Source organism: Streptomyces sp. NPDC079167 (assembly GCF_040686735.1).
Classification (GTDB): Bacteria; Actinomycetota; Actinomycetes; order Streptomycetales; family Streptomycetaceae; genus Streptomyces.
The window spans coordinates 20756-37383 of the sequence record NZ_JBFBLO010000002.1 but is presented as its reverse complement, the minus strand read 5'-3'; the positions used below and the strand labels follow the sequence as shown (position 1 = coordinate 37383).

Below are 16628 nucleotides of genomic sequence, written 5' to 3'. Positions count from 1 at the left end.
TCCCGGCCCGATCAGCCCGACGAGACGTCGAACTCGTTGGTCACGAAGTCCAGACCGCCGGACGACGACGTGATCTCGTAACCGAACTGGACGTCACCGATGGTCTCGTCGCCCCACCAGCCCTTGTCCTTGATCCACTTCAGGATGGGCAGGATGTCCACGGTGCCCGCGGACGAGTCGGAGGTCCGGAGGAACGAGAAGACCTCGTTGGCGCCGTTGTCGCCCTTGTACACGGCCCAGCTGTGGCCGCCGAGCGTGACGGTCCCCTGGGAGGTGCCGAGCGGGCCGACGGCACCGGTCTGGTTCACCCAGAGCATGACCTCGTAGTCGTAGTCGGTGTCCCAGATGTCGTACGAGGTGTTGTACGCCCCGGACGACGGGACGGTCACGTTGTAGTCGCTGGCCAGCGACGACAGCGACGTGATGGGCTTGTTCACGATCTTCTTGGCGTTCGGGTACGACTTGATGCCACCGGTGTCCGGGTGGTCCGCCGTCACGCCCCAGTTGCTCGACGAGTTGGCCCAGATGGTCTGGGTGCCCGCACCGGAACCCCAGATGTTGTTGTAGAGGATGTAGTCGTCGGACGTGGTGTAGTTGCCCCACTGCTCCGACGAGGTCCAGATCGCGGCGTGCGCCGGTGCCGCCGCGAAGCCGATCAGCGCGGCCACGGCCGCCGTCGGCGCCAGGAGCCTCCTGGTCAGGGTGGATCGTGTCATGGGGTTTGTTCCTTCCATGTGGGGATGGAGGACTGCTACCGCGCCCCCAGGGTGAGGACGTGGTCCACGCCGGCCGTCAGCTCCAGCGGAGCCCGGGAGTTCCCGGCGGAGGTCTCGGTGAGGGCGAACCCGTCGCCCGTACGCAGATCGACCCGGGCGTCGCGGGTGGGACACAGCCGGACGGTCGCGCCGTGCTCCGACCACCGCAGGTCCAGACGCGCGCCGAACCGTGTGCGCATGCCCCGGAGTTCACCGGCCGGGTACGCCGCCGGGAGGGCCGGCAGCAGCACCAGGCGGCCGGGCGCCGACTGGACGAGCGACTCGATCACGGCGGCGGGCAGGGTATGGGCCGCGTCCGCGTTGTAGACGTTCCGGGACGGGTAGTGCGCGCTCATCAGCGAGTCGTGGAAGAAGTCGCCGCCCAGCACCGCGTCCAGGGCCGCCGAGACCCGGGACGGGTCCCGCAGCCGGGCGGCGATCAACGCGTGGTGCAGATGGCCGTGGGCGGAGTCGTTCTCCGAACCGCGCAGCTCCAGCGCGCGGTGTGCGGCAGCGGCCGGCCCCGGGGTGTCGTACGGGTTGATCGCGTCCAGCGGCCACACCGGGTACAGGTGACTCAGGTGGCGGTGGTCGTACGTCTCGCGCAGACCCGGCCACGCCCACTCCGCGAGCGCCCCGTCCTCGTTCACCAGGTACGCCGGGAGCCTCGCCGCGAGCGAGCGCCAGAGTCCGGCCGACGGATGACCGGGGGCGTGCTCGGCGGCCGTCGTCAGGGCGTGTCGGGCGGCCGCGATGTCCATGGTGGCGTTGACCGTGCCCCAGCTCGCGTTGGCCGGCCGGTTCTCCGGGGAGTACGAGGGCACGACGGCCACGTTCCCGTCCGGGTCCTCCCGGCTGAGGAAGTCCTCGTAGAACTGCGCCACTTCGACGAGAGCACCGGTCAGCGCGGCGTCCGGGGCGCCCGTCGTCACCTCGGCGTGCTCCAGCAGCGGCTGCAGCAGCCAGTCCGCACCGGCCGTCCACAGATGCAGCGGATAGGCGCGCTGGAAGTGCCTGGTGTGACCCGAAGCCCCGTCCGTGTGGGACGGCGCGACGATGCCCCGGGCACCGAAGAGCGCCCGGGCGTTGTCCCGCCAGTCCGCCAACTGCCCGTAAATGAGGGCGGCGTGGGCCTCGGTGACCTCCGGGAGGGCGGCTGCCGCCGCGGAGGCGATCTGCAAATTGAGATTGGCGTTCGTGGTGAAGGCTCCGGACCAGGCGGTGTCCCAGTCGCCGGTCCACAGACCCGTCAGCCGGGGCGGCAGCACCCCTGAGGAGGAGAGGAGGTGGTAGCGGCCCGCCGCGAAGAGCCGTTCCAGCAGCGCCGGGGACTTCGGGGCACGCAGCAGCTCGCTGCCGGACAGCCCCCGCTCCGGCGCCGCGTCCCGCAGCACGAGGGCGGCCCTGCCGTACGCGGTCCGGTGCAGCGGCCGGTGGCGGTCCAGGAGCGTGGCGTAGTCCTCGCCGGGCAGCGCGGCCCACAGCTCCCCGAGGTCCGGAAGGCCGGGCCCCCTGACGACCCGGGTCGTCAGGGTCAGGCTCTGCGCCCCCTCGATACGGATCCCCTCGCCGGCCACCGACACCCGTCCGCCGTCCACACGCGCCACCGTGACGCCCGTGTACCCGAGGTCGCTGCCCGGATAGCCCACCCGCAGGGCCAGGCGCGCGCCCCCGGGAGTCAGCACGGTGGAGCGGCCGACCGCCAGATGCGCCGGGGCGCCCGGCAGCGAGTGGTCCAGGACGAGGTCGGCCGTCAGTCCGAGGTCGGTGACGTGCTGCACGATCACGTCGTCGGCCCGTGACACGAACACGCTGCTGCGCCATGCCTCGTAGGACGCGGTCACCTCACCCGTCGTGAAGTCGACCTCACGCCTGTATCCGGCGACCGCCTCGTGCAGCCCCCGGGTCCGCCGCACACGCGAGCGGAACGCCGGGTGGAAGGGCTGCACCCACACCAGCGGGCGGCCCGCGCCGAAGTCCTCGGCCGCAGTCGTGTCCCCGGTCAGCAGTGCGTCCTGGAGGCGGCCGAGCCCGTCCGCGAGCTCCGGCGGCCGCAGGTCCTCGCTGCCGTTGGGCCGCACGAGGCTGTGGTGGTTCACGATCACCCGGTCGTCCGCGGGATCGCCGTACACCATCGCACCGTGACGGCCGTTGCCGCTGAGGAACGCGTCCTCCCAGCGGGCGGCGGGCCGGGGCTCCCACGTACCGTCGATCATGCGGACGCGTCTCTGAGCACCGCCACGCCGTAGCGCTCAAGCTCGACGACGCCGTCGGACTCGGCCCCCGTGAGCAGATCGACGTGGAGGCCCGGCAGGCCCACCCCGGCCGGGGTGCGGCCGTGGTTCAGGAGGAAGAGCAGCTTGCCGCGGCGCACCGCCTCGACACCGGCCGGGAGTCCCTCCAGTACGGGACGCACGCCGGCCTCGGCCGCTGCCCGGCCGAGCAGTCCGCGCAGCGCCTCCGGCTCGGGCAGCGTGGAGACGTACCACGCGGTGCCCTTGCGGAGCACGGACGGAAGCCCGTCCAGCTCACCGCCGCGGTACGCGGACACCGTCTCGGCGCTGCCGTCGGGTTCCAGCTCCTCCGACCACAGGGTGCCCCGGAAGCCCTCGCACTCCACCGTCGCGCCCTCGTCCAGGGGCCACCACTCGTGCACCGTACGGATGCCGAACAGCTCACGCAGCCTGCTGTCCATGCCGCCCGGCCGGATCCGGTCGTCGACGTCCGCGACGCCGGTGAAGAACCCGCACACCAGGGTGCCGCCGCCCCGCACATAGGCGACGAGGTTGTCCGTCGCCGCGTCGGACAGGAGCTGGAGCTGCGGGACGAGCACCAGGCGGTACGCGCTCAGGTCGGCGTCGGGCCGGGCGAACTCCGTGCTGATCCCGCCGTCCCACAGGCCCCGGTGCCACGCCTGGACCAGCTCCGTGTACGAGACGAGGGAGGACGGCCGCCCTTCCTGGGTGCTGGACCACCAGGCGTCCCAGTCGTGCAGCACGGCGACCTCGGCGGGGACGTCGGTGCCGCTCACCTCTGCGCCGATCAGGGCGAGTTCGGCTCCGACGCGCTTGACCTCCCGGAAGGTGCGGCCGTGCTCACCGGCATGGCTCAGCATCCCGGAGTGGAACTTCTCGGCGCCCTGCCGGGACTGCCGCCACTGGAAGTAGCAGAGGGCGTCCGCGCCCCTGGCCACCGACTGCATCGACCAGAGCCGGTTGAGGCCGGCGGGCTTCGGATGGTTGACGGGACGCCAGTTGACCGGTCCGGCCGACTGCTCCATCACCATCCACGGCCCGCGGGCCTGTGAACGGGTCATGTCGGCGAGCATCGCGTTGTACTGTCCGCCCCGCGGGTCCGTCGGATCCGGGTAGACGTCGACGGAGACGATGTCCTCCTGCTCCGCCCAGGCCCAGGCGTCCTGGCCGGACCACAGCGGCATGAAGTTGGTCGTCACCGGGATGTGCGGGGTGTGCCGGGCGACGATGTCCCGCTCGGCGGTGTAGCACTCCATCAGGGCGTCGGAGGTGAACCGCTTGAAGTCCAGCTCCTGCGCGGGGTTGCGCATGTACTGCGCCCGGCGCGGCGGCAGGATCTCGTCCCAGGAGCCGTAACGCTGACTCCAGAACGCCGTGCCCCAGGCCTCGTCGAGCGCCTCCAGGGTCGTGTACCGGGCGGTCAGCCAGCGCCGGAAGTGCGCGGCGGTCCCGTCGCACCAGCAGTGCGTGCAGTACTCGTTGTTGATGTGCCAGACGGTGAGCGCCGGATGGTCGGCGTACCGTGCCGCGAGGTCCTCGGTGAGGGCGGCGGCATATCTCCGGTACACCGGCGAGCTCGGACAGAAGTGCTGCCGGGAACCGTAGTTGACGACCACGCCGTCTTCGGTGCGCGGCAGTGTCTCGGGGTGGAGCGCTCCCATCCACGGCGGCGGCGAGGACGTGGGGGTGGCCAGCACGACGCCGATGCCATGGGTGTGCAGCAGGTCGAGCAGCCGGTCGAGCCAGCCGAACTCGCGTGCCCCGGGGCGTGGTTCGATCATCGCCCAGGAGAAGACCCCGACGGTGACCGAGTTGACCCCGGCCTCCCTCATCAGCCGTACGTCGTCGGCCCACACCTCCTCGGGCCACTGCTCGGGGTTGTAGTCGCCTCCGAAGAGGACGCGGCCACGGGTGGCGTCGTGCAGGGACGGCATGGACGTCTCGTTCCTCTACTGGGGTCTTTACCGGGGGTCTGCGTACTGGATGCCGCGGCCGTTGGTGCCCAGATAGACACGGCCGTGGACACGGGGGTCGCCGGTGATGACCTCACCGGTCCACCCCCAGCGGTGGTCGTCGTCGTTGATGCGGACCCAGGTCGCGCCCGCGTCGTCCGAGCGCAGCACCGCCACGCCGTCGTACGTCGCGGAGACCCGCCCCGTCTGGAAGACCGCCGGATAGCCGGCGCGCCCCTTCCTCGGGGCGGCCTTCCCGAATCCGAGGGCGTACGAGGCCTGGCAGCCCGCCACCGCGGCGAACGTGCGGCCGCCGTCCGTGGAGCGCAGCAGCCCGCTCTCCTTGGCGGACAGCCACAGGTCACCGGAGCGCCCCGGTGCCGCCGCGATGCGGAACTGCACATCACCCGAAGGAAGGCCCGTCGCGCCCTCGGTGAAGGTCGCGCCCTTGTCGTTCGACAGGAAGACGGTGCCCGTGTCCGTGTCGTAGACGTAGAAACGCGCCGGGTCGAGCGGGTCGGCGACCGGGGCGCCGCCCTTGGGGAACGTGGTCACCTCGGCCCAGGTCGCGCCGCCGTCCGTGGAGCGGTGCGCGGCGTACTTCGTGCCGTCCCAGTGGACGAACGACCACAGCAGCGTCGCCCCGTCGGCGGAGACCGCCACCGGGCCGGGGGCCGAAGGGGCGATCGCAGGCTGGGAGGCGAACGGCTGCCAGCTCGCCCCGCCGTCCTGCGAGTACGCACCGGCCGAGTCCGACCCCGAGGGCCACCCCGTCCGCACGACGTACGACGGCTTCAGGGTGGCCAGGGCGAGCCCGGTCGCCGTGCCGAACACGGGGTTCGACGCCATGCCGCGTGACGGGGAGGCCGTCAGGGAGTCGTGGTACATGACCCCGATGTCACCCAGGCCGCTCAGCAGCCGGGCACCCGAGGGCGGCGCGACGAGCTGGCGTACCGACGCCTCCTCCAGTCCGCGGATCTCGGGAGCCCAGTGCACCAGGTCGCGTGTGCCGTAGATCGTGGCCCCGGTGCCGTACACGATGTGCCGCGAGTCGTACGGGTCGACGGCCACGGCCTGGATCCACCAGCCGAACTTGGGCTCCCCGCCCCACTTCAGATACGGCGTCTCGGAGACGTCCAGCACCGCCGTGTCCTTGAGCGAGGTCCAGCTCGCCCCGCCGTCCGTGGAACGGAACAGGGTGTCCACCGGGCCCCAGCGGTTGTTCGTGGAGACCACGACCGTGCCCGGGCGGGCCGCGTCCACGGCCACTCCGCCGTACCCGAACGCGTCGCCGGCGCCCGGGGCCACCGGGGTGACCTCGGTCCAGGTCCCCGTCACCGTGTCGAGGCGGTGCACCGACCCGTCGGCCTGGTTGTTCGGGCCGGGCCCGTCCGCGTAGCTCACGTACAGGGCACGGGTTCCCGTGTCGTACGCCGCGCGGACCGGCACCTTCGTCGACGCGCCGCCGGACGGCTGTCCGGGGACGGGCTCCCAGCCACCGGAGCCCTCTCTCCGGTAGAGCGCGCTGCCGCCGTCGCCCCAGCCCGCGTACACGGTCCGGCCGGCCGCCACCAGCAGGGTGACGCCCTGGCCGCCGGCCGACGGGGCGGCGGGGAAGGAGGCGTCGGCGGCCCACGTGGCGCCCCGGTCCGTGGAGCGCAGCAGCCCGTCGTGGCGCGTGCCGAGCCAGAGGGTTCCGCTGTCGCGAGGGTCGACGAGGAGCCGCTCGCCGCAGCCTCGGCCGTCCTCGTTGGCCCCCAGCCGCACGGTGAGATCCGTACGCGACCAGGTCGCGCCCCGGTCGTCGGACCTGAGCACCGCACCCGGGGAGGCGTACGCCTGGGTGTACGTCCCGAGGGCCAGGTACAGCCGGTCGGGGTGTGCCGGGTCGACGGCCATCGCCTCGACGCCCATCAGGTTCCAGTCGTCCCAGCCGATGTGGTCGGTGAGCGCCGTCCACCGGGACTTACGGCCGTCCCAGCGGTAGGCCCCACCGATGTCGGTGCGGGCGTAGGCGAGACCGCGTACGGCCGGGTGGAACAGGACGCCCGTCACGAAGCCCGTCCCGCCGATCGCCGCGCCGCGCCAGCGGTGCGGCTGCGTCCTCGCGGGCCGCCGGGCGGCTGCGGCCGTCCCCGCCGAAGGCAGCACGGACGCCGCCGCCGCGGCCACCGCCGCACCGGCCAGGACGGTACGGCGCCGGGGGTGTGGTGCGGACTCTGGCTGCGGGACGGACGAAGCGCGCATGACGAGGACCCTCCGGTGGGGGAGTGACGGGTGGATGCGGTACGGGACGGAGCTCAGCCCTTGACGGCGCCGGTGAGCATGCCTTCCTTGAAGTGCTTCTGGACGAACGGCGACAGGAACGCGACCGGGATCAGCGCCAGCACCATGACCGCCATCTGGATGGCGAGCGGTGACAGATGGCCGGTGTTGATGACCTGCGCGAGGCCGGTGGGGCGCTCCTGCTTGAGGACCAGCTGGTTCATCACGTTCTGCAGCGGCATCATCTGCGGGTCGCTGATGTAGATGGAGGCGTTGAACCAGGCGCTCCAGTAGCCGACCGCGTAGAACAGCGTGATCACGGCGATGACCGCGCGGGAGAGCGGCATCACGATCTGCCACAGGATGCGGAAGTCACCGGCCCCGTCGATCCGGGCGCTCTCGATGAGCTCCTGGGCCGTACTCATGAAGAAGGCGCGCAGCACCAGGATGTTGAAGACGTTCAGCGCGCTCGGCAGGATCAGCGCCAGATAGGAGTCGGTGAGACCGAGCCCCTGGACCACCAGGTAGGTGGGGATGAGACCCGCGCCGAAGAACATCGTGGCGAGCATGAACACTAGCAGCGGCCGGTGCAGCACGGACCCGGTACGCGAGAGGCCGTAGGCGCACATGATGGACACGGCCATGCTGAAGAGCGTCCCGACCAGGGTCACACAGATACTGATCACGGTGGCCCGGGTGACCTGTCCGCCGCCGAGGAGCTCCTGATAGGCGACGAAGGTGATGCCGCGCGGGATCACCACGAGACCGCCGGCCTCGGTGATGGTCCTCACCGAGGACAGACTGGTGACGACCACGACCCAGAGGGGGAAGAGGACCGCCAGACAGATCAGGACCAGGACCACGCCCTTGGAGGCGAGACCCGTCCTCGACGGCTCCTCCTCCCAGGCGGGACGCAGACGGCCGCGGGTTCCCGGCTTCACCCCGGCCAAGCCGGTCAGTCCGGAGAGCAGGCTGCTCACTTCTTGTACACCCCCTGCTCACCCATGAGATGGGCGACCTTGTTGGCCCCGAGGACCAGCAGCAGACCGAAGATTCCCTTGACGATCCCGACGGCCGCCGCGTAGCTGAACCCGCCGTTGGTGATACCGACGTTCCAGACGTAGGTGTCGAGCACCTCCGAGGCGCCCGGTCCGACCGCCGTGCGCTGGAGCAGGATCTGCTCGAAGCCGACGGTCAGCGCGTTGCCGACCTGGAGCACCAGCAGCAGGGCCACGACGGGGCGCAGGGCGGGCAGGGTGATGTGCCACATCCGGCGCCAGCGGTTCGCGCCGTCCATGGCGCTCGCCTCGTAGAGGTCGGGGCTGACCGCCGCCAGGGCGGCGAGGAAGACGATGACACCCCAGCCGGCGTCCTTCCAGATCATCTCGAAGGTGATCAGGAACTTGAACAGACCGGGGTCGGTCATCAGGTCGAAGCCCTCGTGACCGTTCTCCCGCAGCGTCTGCGCGATGAGCCCGGCCCCGCCGAACATCTGCTGGAACACGGTCACGACCAGGACCCAGGAGAAGAAGTGCGGCAGATAGAGGATGGCCTGGGCCACCGCCCGGACCCGGGGCCGCACGAAACTGTTGATGAACAGCGCGAGCAGGATCGGCACCGGGAAGAACAGGGTCAGCTGCAGGAGGAAGATCGCCAGCGTATTACGTAGCGCCGACCAGAACAGCCGGTCGTTCACCATCTGCTGGAACCACTCGAACCCGACCCAGGGGCTCTGCGCGATCGCCTGGAACGCGTTGTCCGCGACGTACGGGTCGTAGTCCTGGAAGGCGACGACGTTGCCCGCGAGCGGGACGTACGCGAAGACCGCCAGCAGCAGCATCGCCGGCAGGGTCATCAGCAGCAGGGTGCGGTCCCTGCGCAGCCGGTGCCGCAGGGGCACCTTCGTGGCGACGGGCCCGTCGGCGGCCGCCCGTGTCTTGACCGGCGGCGTCCGTGACTCCTGCGCGCGCCGGTCCTCTGTGCTCAGTGACATGTCAGGAAGCCGACTCGCCGGTCTCGTCGAGCAGCTTCTTGTACCAGTCGCGAAGCTTGTCGCCGCCCTTGGACTTCCAGTCCGAGACCTGCTGCTGCATGTCGCTGACCTTCTTGCGGCCGCGCACGATGTCCTTCTCGACGTCCTCGAACTGGGCGTTGAGCTCGGTGTAGCGGGTCGGCTCCTGGATCTGCATGCCGTGGAAGAGCGGCTTCCTCAGGTGCGCGCCCTGACGCTGCTGCCACTCGATGACGCCCTTCACCACGTCGGGGTGGTCGGGGTAGGCCCGGAACGGGGCCGAGGTGGCGACGTACTCGTAGGTGGCGAAGACCTGGTTGTTGCCCTTCTCCGTCTTGGTGAGGACGCCGTCCTTGAGGGTGTGGTGGGTGCCCTCCAGGCCGTACGCCTTCAGGCGCTGCTCCTTGGTGCCGTACGGAGCGGAGGTGAAGTTGGCGAGGGCGAGGATGTCCTCGATCGTCTTCTTGTCCGCGTCCTTGTTGACGAAGCACCAGATGTTGGAGGGCGAGGCCTCGTAGATGACCGGGTCGCCGCCGTCATGGGCGAAGAAGTCCATCGCCCCCATGCGGAAGTCCGGCTTGTCCAGCCGCTGGATCGCGGTGGCGGCGTACCAGTCGGAGATGTCCGCGTTGTACATGAGGGCGTTGCCCGACGAGAAGGTCGTACGCATGTCCCCCGTCTCGGCCTTGGCGTCGGGGTGCACGAAGCCCGCCGAGTACAGCGAGCGCGACCACTCCAGCGCCTCGAGGTACTCGTCGGTCTCGTAGCGGTTGACCAGCTTGCCGTCGACGAGCTTCCAGTAGTACGGCTTCTCCGGCAGCACCCCGAAGAAGACGAACGCCGACCACGTCATGTCACTGCACGCCCACACCTTGCTCTTCGGGGCGTTGATCTCCTTGCAGAGGTCGTAGAACTCCTGCGTGGTGGTGGGGACCTCGTACCCCTTCTCCTCGAAGATGTCCGCGCGGTAGAAGGGGGTGATGTTCGGGGTCGCCTCGGCCGGCATGGGCAGGCCGCGGAGCTTCTCGGCGAAGACCCCGCGCTGCCAGGCGCCGGTGGGGATGGCGGCGAGGTTCGGGTAGGCCTTGACCTTGTCACCCGAGAGGTACGGGCCGAGGTCGGCGAACTTGTTGGCGATGGCGCTCGGTATCTTGCCGCCCAGCTCCCAGCCCGGGACGACGACGGCGTCGGGGATGCTGCTGGAGGCGAGCACGGCGCCGAGCTTCTGCCCGTAGACGTTGCCGTCCTGGTTCTGCCACTTGACCTTGACGCCGACGGCCTCGTCCATGGCCGTCCAGTACGGGTTGCCCTCACCCGGCGAGGTGCCCCACAGCGGTGCCATGATCGTGAGCTCGCTGCCCTTGCCGAGCTTCTTCGGCACCGACACCGCCAGCTGGTCGGCCGGGAGGGCGGTGGTGAATCCGACCGCGGAGCCGTTCTTGCTGGGGATGTCCGGGGTGACCGCCTTCGACGGCACATAGGCGGGAAGCAGGTCCTTCAGCTTCTTGCCCGTGGTCGTGCCCTCGTTCTTCGAACCGCCGGAACCGCCGCCGCAGGCGGCGAGGAGCGGCATCCCGCCGCCCACGGCTGCCGCGACAACCACGGAGGAGGCGAGGAATCGTCTCCGGCTGGGAGCGGAGGGGGAGTTCGGCGTCATGGGGTCAACCCTTCGTGGTGCAACAGGACGGCCCGCGGCGGCGATTGCCGCTCGGCCCTGTGTCTGAGGTAGGGGGCGTTACCGGCCGAGCCGGTGGCACTGCACCGGCTGAGCTGAAGCGGTCAACGGACTGCCTCGTCGAAGCGCTTCGATGTTGCAGCGAGATTAAGTGAAGGGTTCCGGCCGCACAAGAGTTCGTTTCGATATTCCTCCGACGTGTTTCCGAACCGTTTCCCGGCGCGGGGCGGAGCCGGTGTGCCCGGAAGGACTCTTCGATGCCGTAGCACCCTTGACACCTGCGGGGTCGGCCGCAGAGCATCGAAGCGCTTCGAAAGATCCTCTCCTCGCGTCGAAGGACCATTCGGCGCCGGCAGAGACCGAAAACCTCCCACCTCTCCAAGGGGACCCGCACGTGACGGACCATCCGTTTCCCTTCCGCGACCCGCAGCTGTCCTTCTCCCGGCGCACCGAGGATCTGCTCGGACGGCTCACGCTCGACGAGCGGATCGCGATGCTGCACCAGTTCGCCCCCGCGGTGGAGCGGCTGGGCCTCGGCCCGTTCCGTACCGGGCAGGAGGCCCTGCACGGGGTCGCCTGGATGGGGCCCGCCACCGTCTTCCCGCAGGCCGTCGGTCTCGGCGCCACCTGGAACGACGACCTGGTCCGCCGGATCGGCGAGGCCGTCGGCGACGAGGTGCGTACCAAGCGCGCCCATGACGACCGCGTCGGGCTCAACGTCTGGGCGCCGACGGTGAATCTGCTGCGCCACCCGCTGTGGGGCCGAGGCGAGGAGGGGTACTCCGAGGACCCGGCGCTGACCTCCGCCATCGCCGTCGCCTACACCCGGGGGCTGCGCGGGGACGACCCCCACTACTGGCGCACCGCCCCCGTGCTCAAGCACTGGCTCGCGCACAACAACGAGACCGACCGCGACACGGCCTCCTCCTCGGTCCGCCCCCGCGTCCTGCACGAGTACGACCTGCGCGCCTTCCGCGACGCCGTACGCGCCGGGGCGGTGGCCGGGGTCATGCCGGCCTACAACCTCGTCAACGGCCGCCCCAACCACGTCTCGCCGCTCCTCGGTCAGCACCTGCGGCGCTGGACCGAGCAGCCGCTCGTCGTCTGCTCGGACGCGGGCGCGCCCTCCAACCTGGTCGACTCCGAGCACTACTTCGACACCCATGAGGAGGCCACCGCGGCCTCCCTGAAGGCGGGCGTCGACAGCTTCACCGACCACGGCACGGACTCCACCGTCATGACCGGCCGCATCCGCGACGCGCTCGCCAAGGGCCTCATCGACGAGAGCGACATCGACACGGCGGTCCGCCGGCTGCTCAGCATGCGCTTCGCGCTCGGCGAGTTCGACCCGCAGCTCGATCCGTACGCGAAGGTGGACGCCCTGGACACCGAGGAGCACCGGGCGCTCGCCCTGGAAGCCGCGGAACAGGCCGTCGTCCTGCTCGAGAACGACGGCCTGCTGCCCCTGGAGCCGAAGCAGGGCCGGACCGTCGCGGTGGTCGGGCTGCTCGCGGACGCCTGCAAGCTCGACTGGTACAGCGGCACGCTCCTGCACCGCTCGACGCCGCTCGACGGGATCCGCGAGCGGTACGGCGCCGAGAACGTCATCTTCGCCGAGGGCGTGGACCGGATCAGGCTGAAGTGCTCCGAGGGCTGGCTCCAGGTGCCCGCGGCCGAAGGTACCGCGGAAGGAGAAGTGCGGGGCGCTGAAGGCGCCCTCGACCCGGCCCTCCTCGCCGGACGCACCGACCTGCCCCCGCTGACCTGCGGCGAGGAGGCGACCGACCTGGCGCTCGTCGACTGGGGCGACGGCGTACTCACCCTGCGCACCGACGAAGGGCTGTACCTCTCCGTCGCCGACGACGGATACGTCAGGGCGTCCGCGGACGAGCCGGGTGGCTGGGTCGTCCAGGAGACGTTCCGCCTGGAAGCGGTGGAGGGGCACGACGGCGGATACCGCCTTCTGCACATCGGGACCGGTGGGTACGTGTCAGTCGCCGCCGGCGGAGCGAAGGTTGCCGAGTCCGGCGAGAAGATCTCCCGCGACGCCGCCACGGTCTTCGAGCGGGAGACCGTCGAGCACGGCGCCGACGCCGTGGCCCGGGCCGCCGCGGCGGCCGACACCGTCATCGTCGTCGCGGGCAACGACCCCCACATCAACGGCCGCGAGACCGAGGACCGCACGACGCTCGCCCTGCCCGCCCAGCAGGACCGGCTGTGGCGTGCCGCGCACGCCGCCAACCCGCGTACGGTCCTCGTGCTGACCTCCGCCTACCCGTACGCGGTCGGCGACGCGGCGGACGCCCCGCCGGCCCTGCTCTGGACGGCGCACGGCGGCCAGGCCGCGGGCACGGCCCTCGCCCGCGTCCTCGCCGGCGACGTGTCCCCGGCAGGACGGCTCCCGCAGACCTGGTACGCGAGCGACGACGACCTGCCCGGACTGTTCGACTACGACATCATCGGCTCCCGGCAGACGTACCTCTACTTCGACGGCACCCCGCTCTACCCCTTCGGACACGGCCTCGGCTACGCCGGCTTCACCTACTCCGCGCTCCGGGCGGAGGTCGACGGTGAGCGCCTGCGGGTGTCGCTGACCGTCACCAACGACGGTGAACGCGCGGCAGACGAGGTGGCCCAGGTCTATGTGCGCGAGGCCGTGCCCGTGCAGCCGGACCGGCCCGAGGAGCCGGTCACGGCCGGGGGCAGGCGCCTCGGACGCCTGCTGCCCGCCCGGTCCGTGCCCTCGGACCTGCCGCGGCTGAAGCTGGCCGCCCACCGACGGGTGCACCTCGCGCCCGGCGCCGCGGTGGAGCTCGAATTCGACCTTGCCACGGAGGAGCTGGGCCACTGGAGCGTGGCGCACGGCCGGTGGACCGTCGAGCCCGGCGCGTACGAGATCCTCGCGGCCGCGTCGAGCGCCGACATCCGGCTCACCGCCACGGTGGCCGTCGACGGCGAAGAGCAGGGCCCGCGCCCGGTGGCGGCCCACGGTCTGGAGGCCGCCGACTACGACTGGCAGCGGGGCACGGAGATCGTCGACCGTGCGAAGACGGAAGGCGACGCCGTAGCGCCCGCCTCCGCCACCGAGGCGGGGCGGCTCGTCTACCGGGAGTGCGATTTCGGTGAGGGCGTGACCGGGCTGACCTTCGTGGTCGCGGGAGAGGGGCGCGTCGACGTGAGCGGTGGCGGACTCGGCCTGGCGATCCAGTTCCCCGATACCGGTGGCCCGTACGAGTACCGGGCCGTCGAGGTCGACGCAGCCCCTCGCGGGGTGGTGCCCGAGCTGTGCATCGACCTCTCGGGGCCCGTACGTCTCGCCCGCATCGACGTCATCCACGCCGAGGAGACCGCATGAGGTTCACCGACGGCTTCTGGCTGATGCGCGAGGGCGTCCGTGCCTCGTACGCCACCGAGATCCGTGATCTGCGGGTCGACACCGACCGGTTCACCGCGTACGCCGCGGTCAAGCGTGTCGCCGCACGCGGAGACACGCTCAACACTCCGCTGATCACCGTCGAATGCTTCTCCCCGGCCGAGGGTGTCATCGGCGTACGCGCCACCCATCACGCCGGCAAGGCCCGGCGTGGACCGGACTTCGCTCTCCTGACGGACGACACCACGGCACCCGGGGCCCGCACGCACCGGGACGGCGCGGTCACCGAACTCACCAGCGGGCCGCTGACGTTGCGCATGGACGGTGACGGGCCCTGGGGGATCACCTTCCTCGACGGTGACGGGCGGCGCCTCACGGGAGTGGACCCCAAGGGAACCGCCTTCGCGACCACCCCCGACGGCGTCCACCACATGATCGCCCAACTCGCCCTGGAGGTCGGCGAGAACGTCTACGGACTCGGCGAACGCTTCACCCCGTACGTCAAGAACGGCCAGACCATCGACATCTGGCAGGCTGACGGCGGCACCAGCAGTGAACTCGCCTACAAGAACATCCCGTTCTACCTCTCCTCCCGTGGCTACGGCGTCTTCGTCAACCACCCCGGAAAGGTCTCCTTCGAGATCGGCTCGGAGTCCGTCGGGCAGGTGCAGTTCAGCGTCGAGGACCAGTCGCTGGAGTACTACGTCGTCGCCGGCCCGACCCCGAAGGACGTCCTGTCCCGCTACACGGCCCTGACCGGCAGGCCCGCGCTGCCACCGGCGTGGTCGTTCGGCCTCTGGCTGACCACGTCCTTCTGCACGTCCTACGACGAGGAGACCGTCACCTCCTTCGTCGACGGCATGGCCGAGCGCGGTATCCCGCTGAGCGTCTTCCACTTCGACTGCTTCTGGATGCGCGAGTACCAGTGGTCGGACTTCCTCTGGGACCCGGAGGTCTTCCCCGACCCTGAGGGGATGCTGGCCCGCCTCAAGGAGCGCGGACTGCGCATCAGCATGTGGATCAACCCCTACATCGCCCAGAAGTCCACCCTGTTCGCGGAGGGTGCCGAACACGGCTACCTGGTGCGGCGGGCCAACGGCGACATCTGGCAGTGGGACCTGTGGCAGCCGGGCATGGCACTGGTCGACTTCACCAACCCGGCCGCCCGCGCCTGGTACAACGACAAACTGCGTCTGCTGCTCGACCAGGGCGTCGACTGCTTCAAGACCGACTTCGGCGAGCGCATCCCCACGGACGTCGTCTGGCACGACGGCTCCGACCCGGAGCGCATGCACAACTACTACGCGCAGATCTACAACCGCACCGTGTTCGAACTCCTGGAGAAGGAGCGCGGCGCGGGGGAGGCGGTGCTCTTCGCCCGGTCGGCGACGGCGGGCGGGCAGCAGTTCCCGGTGCACTGGGGCGGCGACTGCTTCGCCTCGTTCACGGCGATGGCGGAGTCCCTGCGAGGCGGTCTCTCCCTGTCGCTGTCCGGCTTCGGTTTCTGGAGCCACGACATCGGCGGCTTCGAGGGCACCCCCGACCCGGCGGTCTTCAAGCGCTGGCTCGCCTTCGGCCTGCTCTCCTCGCACAGCCGGCTCCACGGCAATGTCTCCTACCGGGTGCCGTGGGCGTTCGGCGAGGAAGCCGTCGACGTGACACGGAGGTTCACCCTGCTCAAGCACCGGCTCATGCCCTACCTCTACGGAGTGGCCGCGGAGGCCCACCGTACGGGTGTCCCGATGATGCGGCCGATGCTGGCGGAGTTCCCCGGCGACCCCGCGTCCCGCACCCTGGACCGGCAGTACATGCTCGGCCCGGACCTGCTGGTCGCCCCGGTCTTCACGGAGGACGGTGAGGTCGAGTACTACGTTCCCGAGGGCACCTGGACCTCCCTTCTCACCGGTGAGCGGGTGACCGGCCCCGGCTGGCGGTACGAGACGCACGGCTTCGACAGCCTGCCCCTGCTGGTCAGGGACGGCGCCGTGCTTCCGTGGGGCGCCGACGACCAGCGCCCGGACGGGGACTGGCTCGAAGACCTGACCCTGCGGGTCTTCGGCTCGGGGACCGGCGAGAGCACGGTCACCGTGCCGGACCTGTCCGGCGCCACGGCGGCGTCGTTCCGGGTCGTACGGGACGGTACCGGTGCGCGGGTCACGGCGGAGGGAACGGAGCGCCCGTACCGCGTGGTCATCGAGGAGTCCGGGGCGACGGAGGTGGGGACGGGGGCAGTCTCCGTCGCCTGATCTCCCGAGCGCGGCGAGGCAGTGCCACCGGAGGCCCGGCGCGGACGCGCCGGGCCTCCGCAGCGCCGTCAGGTAACGGAAACCCGAGCCCAACAG

Annotated in this window: 9 protein-coding genes; 2 read left to right on the top strand and 7 right to left on the bottom strand. The window is 70.7% G+C overall.

The window, feature by feature from the left end; genetic code table 11:
• Window positions 1-11: 11 nt before the first annotated feature.
• The 7 genes from AB0P41_RS04390 to AB0P41_RS04360 are packed head-to-tail and all read right to left on the bottom strand — an operon-like array spanning window position 12 to window position 10895.
• Window positions 12-716 (bottom strand): hypothetical protein, encoded by a 705-nt coding sequence (locus AB0P41_RS04390; RefSeq protein ID WP_356713205.1) that lies wholly within the window; start codon window positions 714-716, stop codon window positions 12-14.
• Window positions 717-751: 35 nt separating this feature from the next.
• The gene (locus AB0P41_RS04385) at window positions 752-2971 is read right to left on the bottom strand and encodes a glycoside hydrolase N-terminal domain-containing protein (RefSeq protein ID WP_365929995.1); all 2220 of its coding nucleotides are present in this window, start codon (window positions 2969-2971) and stop codon (window positions 752-754) included.
• Window positions 2968-4944: a beta-galactosidase gene (locus AB0P41_RS04380; RefSeq protein ID WP_365929993.1), complete on the bottom strand. Its 1977-nt coding sequence runs from the start codon at window positions 4942-4944 to the stop codon at window positions 2968-2970. Before AB0P41_RS04380 ends, AB0P41_RS04385 begins: the two co-directional genes overlap by 4 nt.
• Before the next feature lie 27 nt (window positions 4945-4971).
• Complete coding sequence (locus AB0P41_RS04375; RefSeq protein ID WP_365929991.1) at window positions 4972-7209, bottom strand: 1,4-beta-glucanase; 2238 nt, start codon at window positions 7207-7209, stop codon at window positions 4972-4974.
• A 53-nt stretch (window positions 7210-7262) separates the two neighbouring features.
• Entirely contained in the window at window positions 7263-8198 is a 936-nt protein-coding gene (locus AB0P41_RS04370) for a carbohydrate ABC transporter permease (RefSeq protein ID WP_356713498.1), read from the bottom strand.
• A gap of 5 nt (window positions 8199-8203) precedes the next feature.
• The gene (locus tag AB0P41_RS04365) at window positions 8204-9220 is read right to left on the bottom strand and encodes an ABC transporter permease subunit (protein ID WP_356713197.1); all 1017 of its coding nucleotides are present in this window, start codon (window positions 9218-9220) and stop codon (window positions 8204-8206) included.
• Window position 9221: 1 nt separating this feature from the next.
• Window positions 9222-10895 carry an extracellular solute-binding protein gene (locus AB0P41_RS04360; RefSeq protein ID WP_356713195.1) on the bottom strand — a complete coding sequence of 558 codons (1674 nt, stop codon included), beginning with the start codon at window positions 10893-10895 and terminating at the stop codon, window positions 9222-9224.
• A gap of 412 nt (window positions 10896-11307) precedes the next feature.
• Here AB0P41_RS04360 and AB0P41_RS04355 point away from each other — a divergent pair, with 412 nt between their 5' ends.
• Both AB0P41_RS04355 and yicI read left to right on the top strand, forming a co-directional pair.
• Window positions 11308-14268, top strand: coding sequence for a glycoside hydrolase family 3 C-terminal domain-containing protein (locus tag AB0P41_RS04355; protein WP_365929989.1), 2961 nt, complete (start codon window positions 11308-11310; stop codon window positions 14266-14268).
• Window positions 14265-16532, top strand: coding sequence for an alpha-xylosidase (gene yicI / locus AB0P41_RS04350; RefSeq protein WP_365929987.1), 2268 nt, complete (start codon window positions 14265-14267; stop codon window positions 16530-16532). Before AB0P41_RS04355 ends, yicI begins: the two co-directional genes overlap by 4 nt.
• The last annotated feature ends 96 nt before the right edge of the window (window positions 16533-16628 follow it).

Bases quoted from the DNA above. Each gene is read 5' to 3' on its own strand.
- AB0P41_RS04380 (WP_365929993.1), bottom strand. From the start codon at position 4,944: ATGCCGTCCCTGCACGACGCCACCCGTGGCCGCGTCCTCTTCGGAGGC.
- AB0P41_RS04385 (WP_365929995.1), bottom strand. From the start codon at position 2,971: ATGATCGACGGTACGTGGGAGCCCCGGCCCGCCGCCCGCTGGGAGGAC.
- AB0P41_RS04390 (WP_356713205.1), bottom strand. From the start codon at position 716: ATGACACGATCCACCCTGACCAGGAGGCTCCTGGCGCCGACGGCGGCC.
- AB0P41_RS04365 (WP_356713197.1), bottom strand. From the start codon at position 9,220: ATGTCACTGAGCACAGAGGACCGGCGCGCGCAGGAGTCACGGACGCCG.
- AB0P41_RS04360 (WP_356713195.1), bottom strand. From the start codon at position 10,895: ATGACGCCGAACTCCCCCTCCGCTCCCAGCCGGAGACGATTCCTCGCC.
- AB0P41_RS04375 (WP_365929991.1), bottom strand. From the start codon at position 7,209: ATGCGCGCTTCGTCCGTCCCGCAGCCAGAGTCCGCACCACACCCCCGG.
- yicI (WP_365929987.1), top strand. From the start codon at position 14,265: ATGAGGTTCACCGACGGCTTCTGGCTGATGCGCGAGGGCGTCCGTGCC.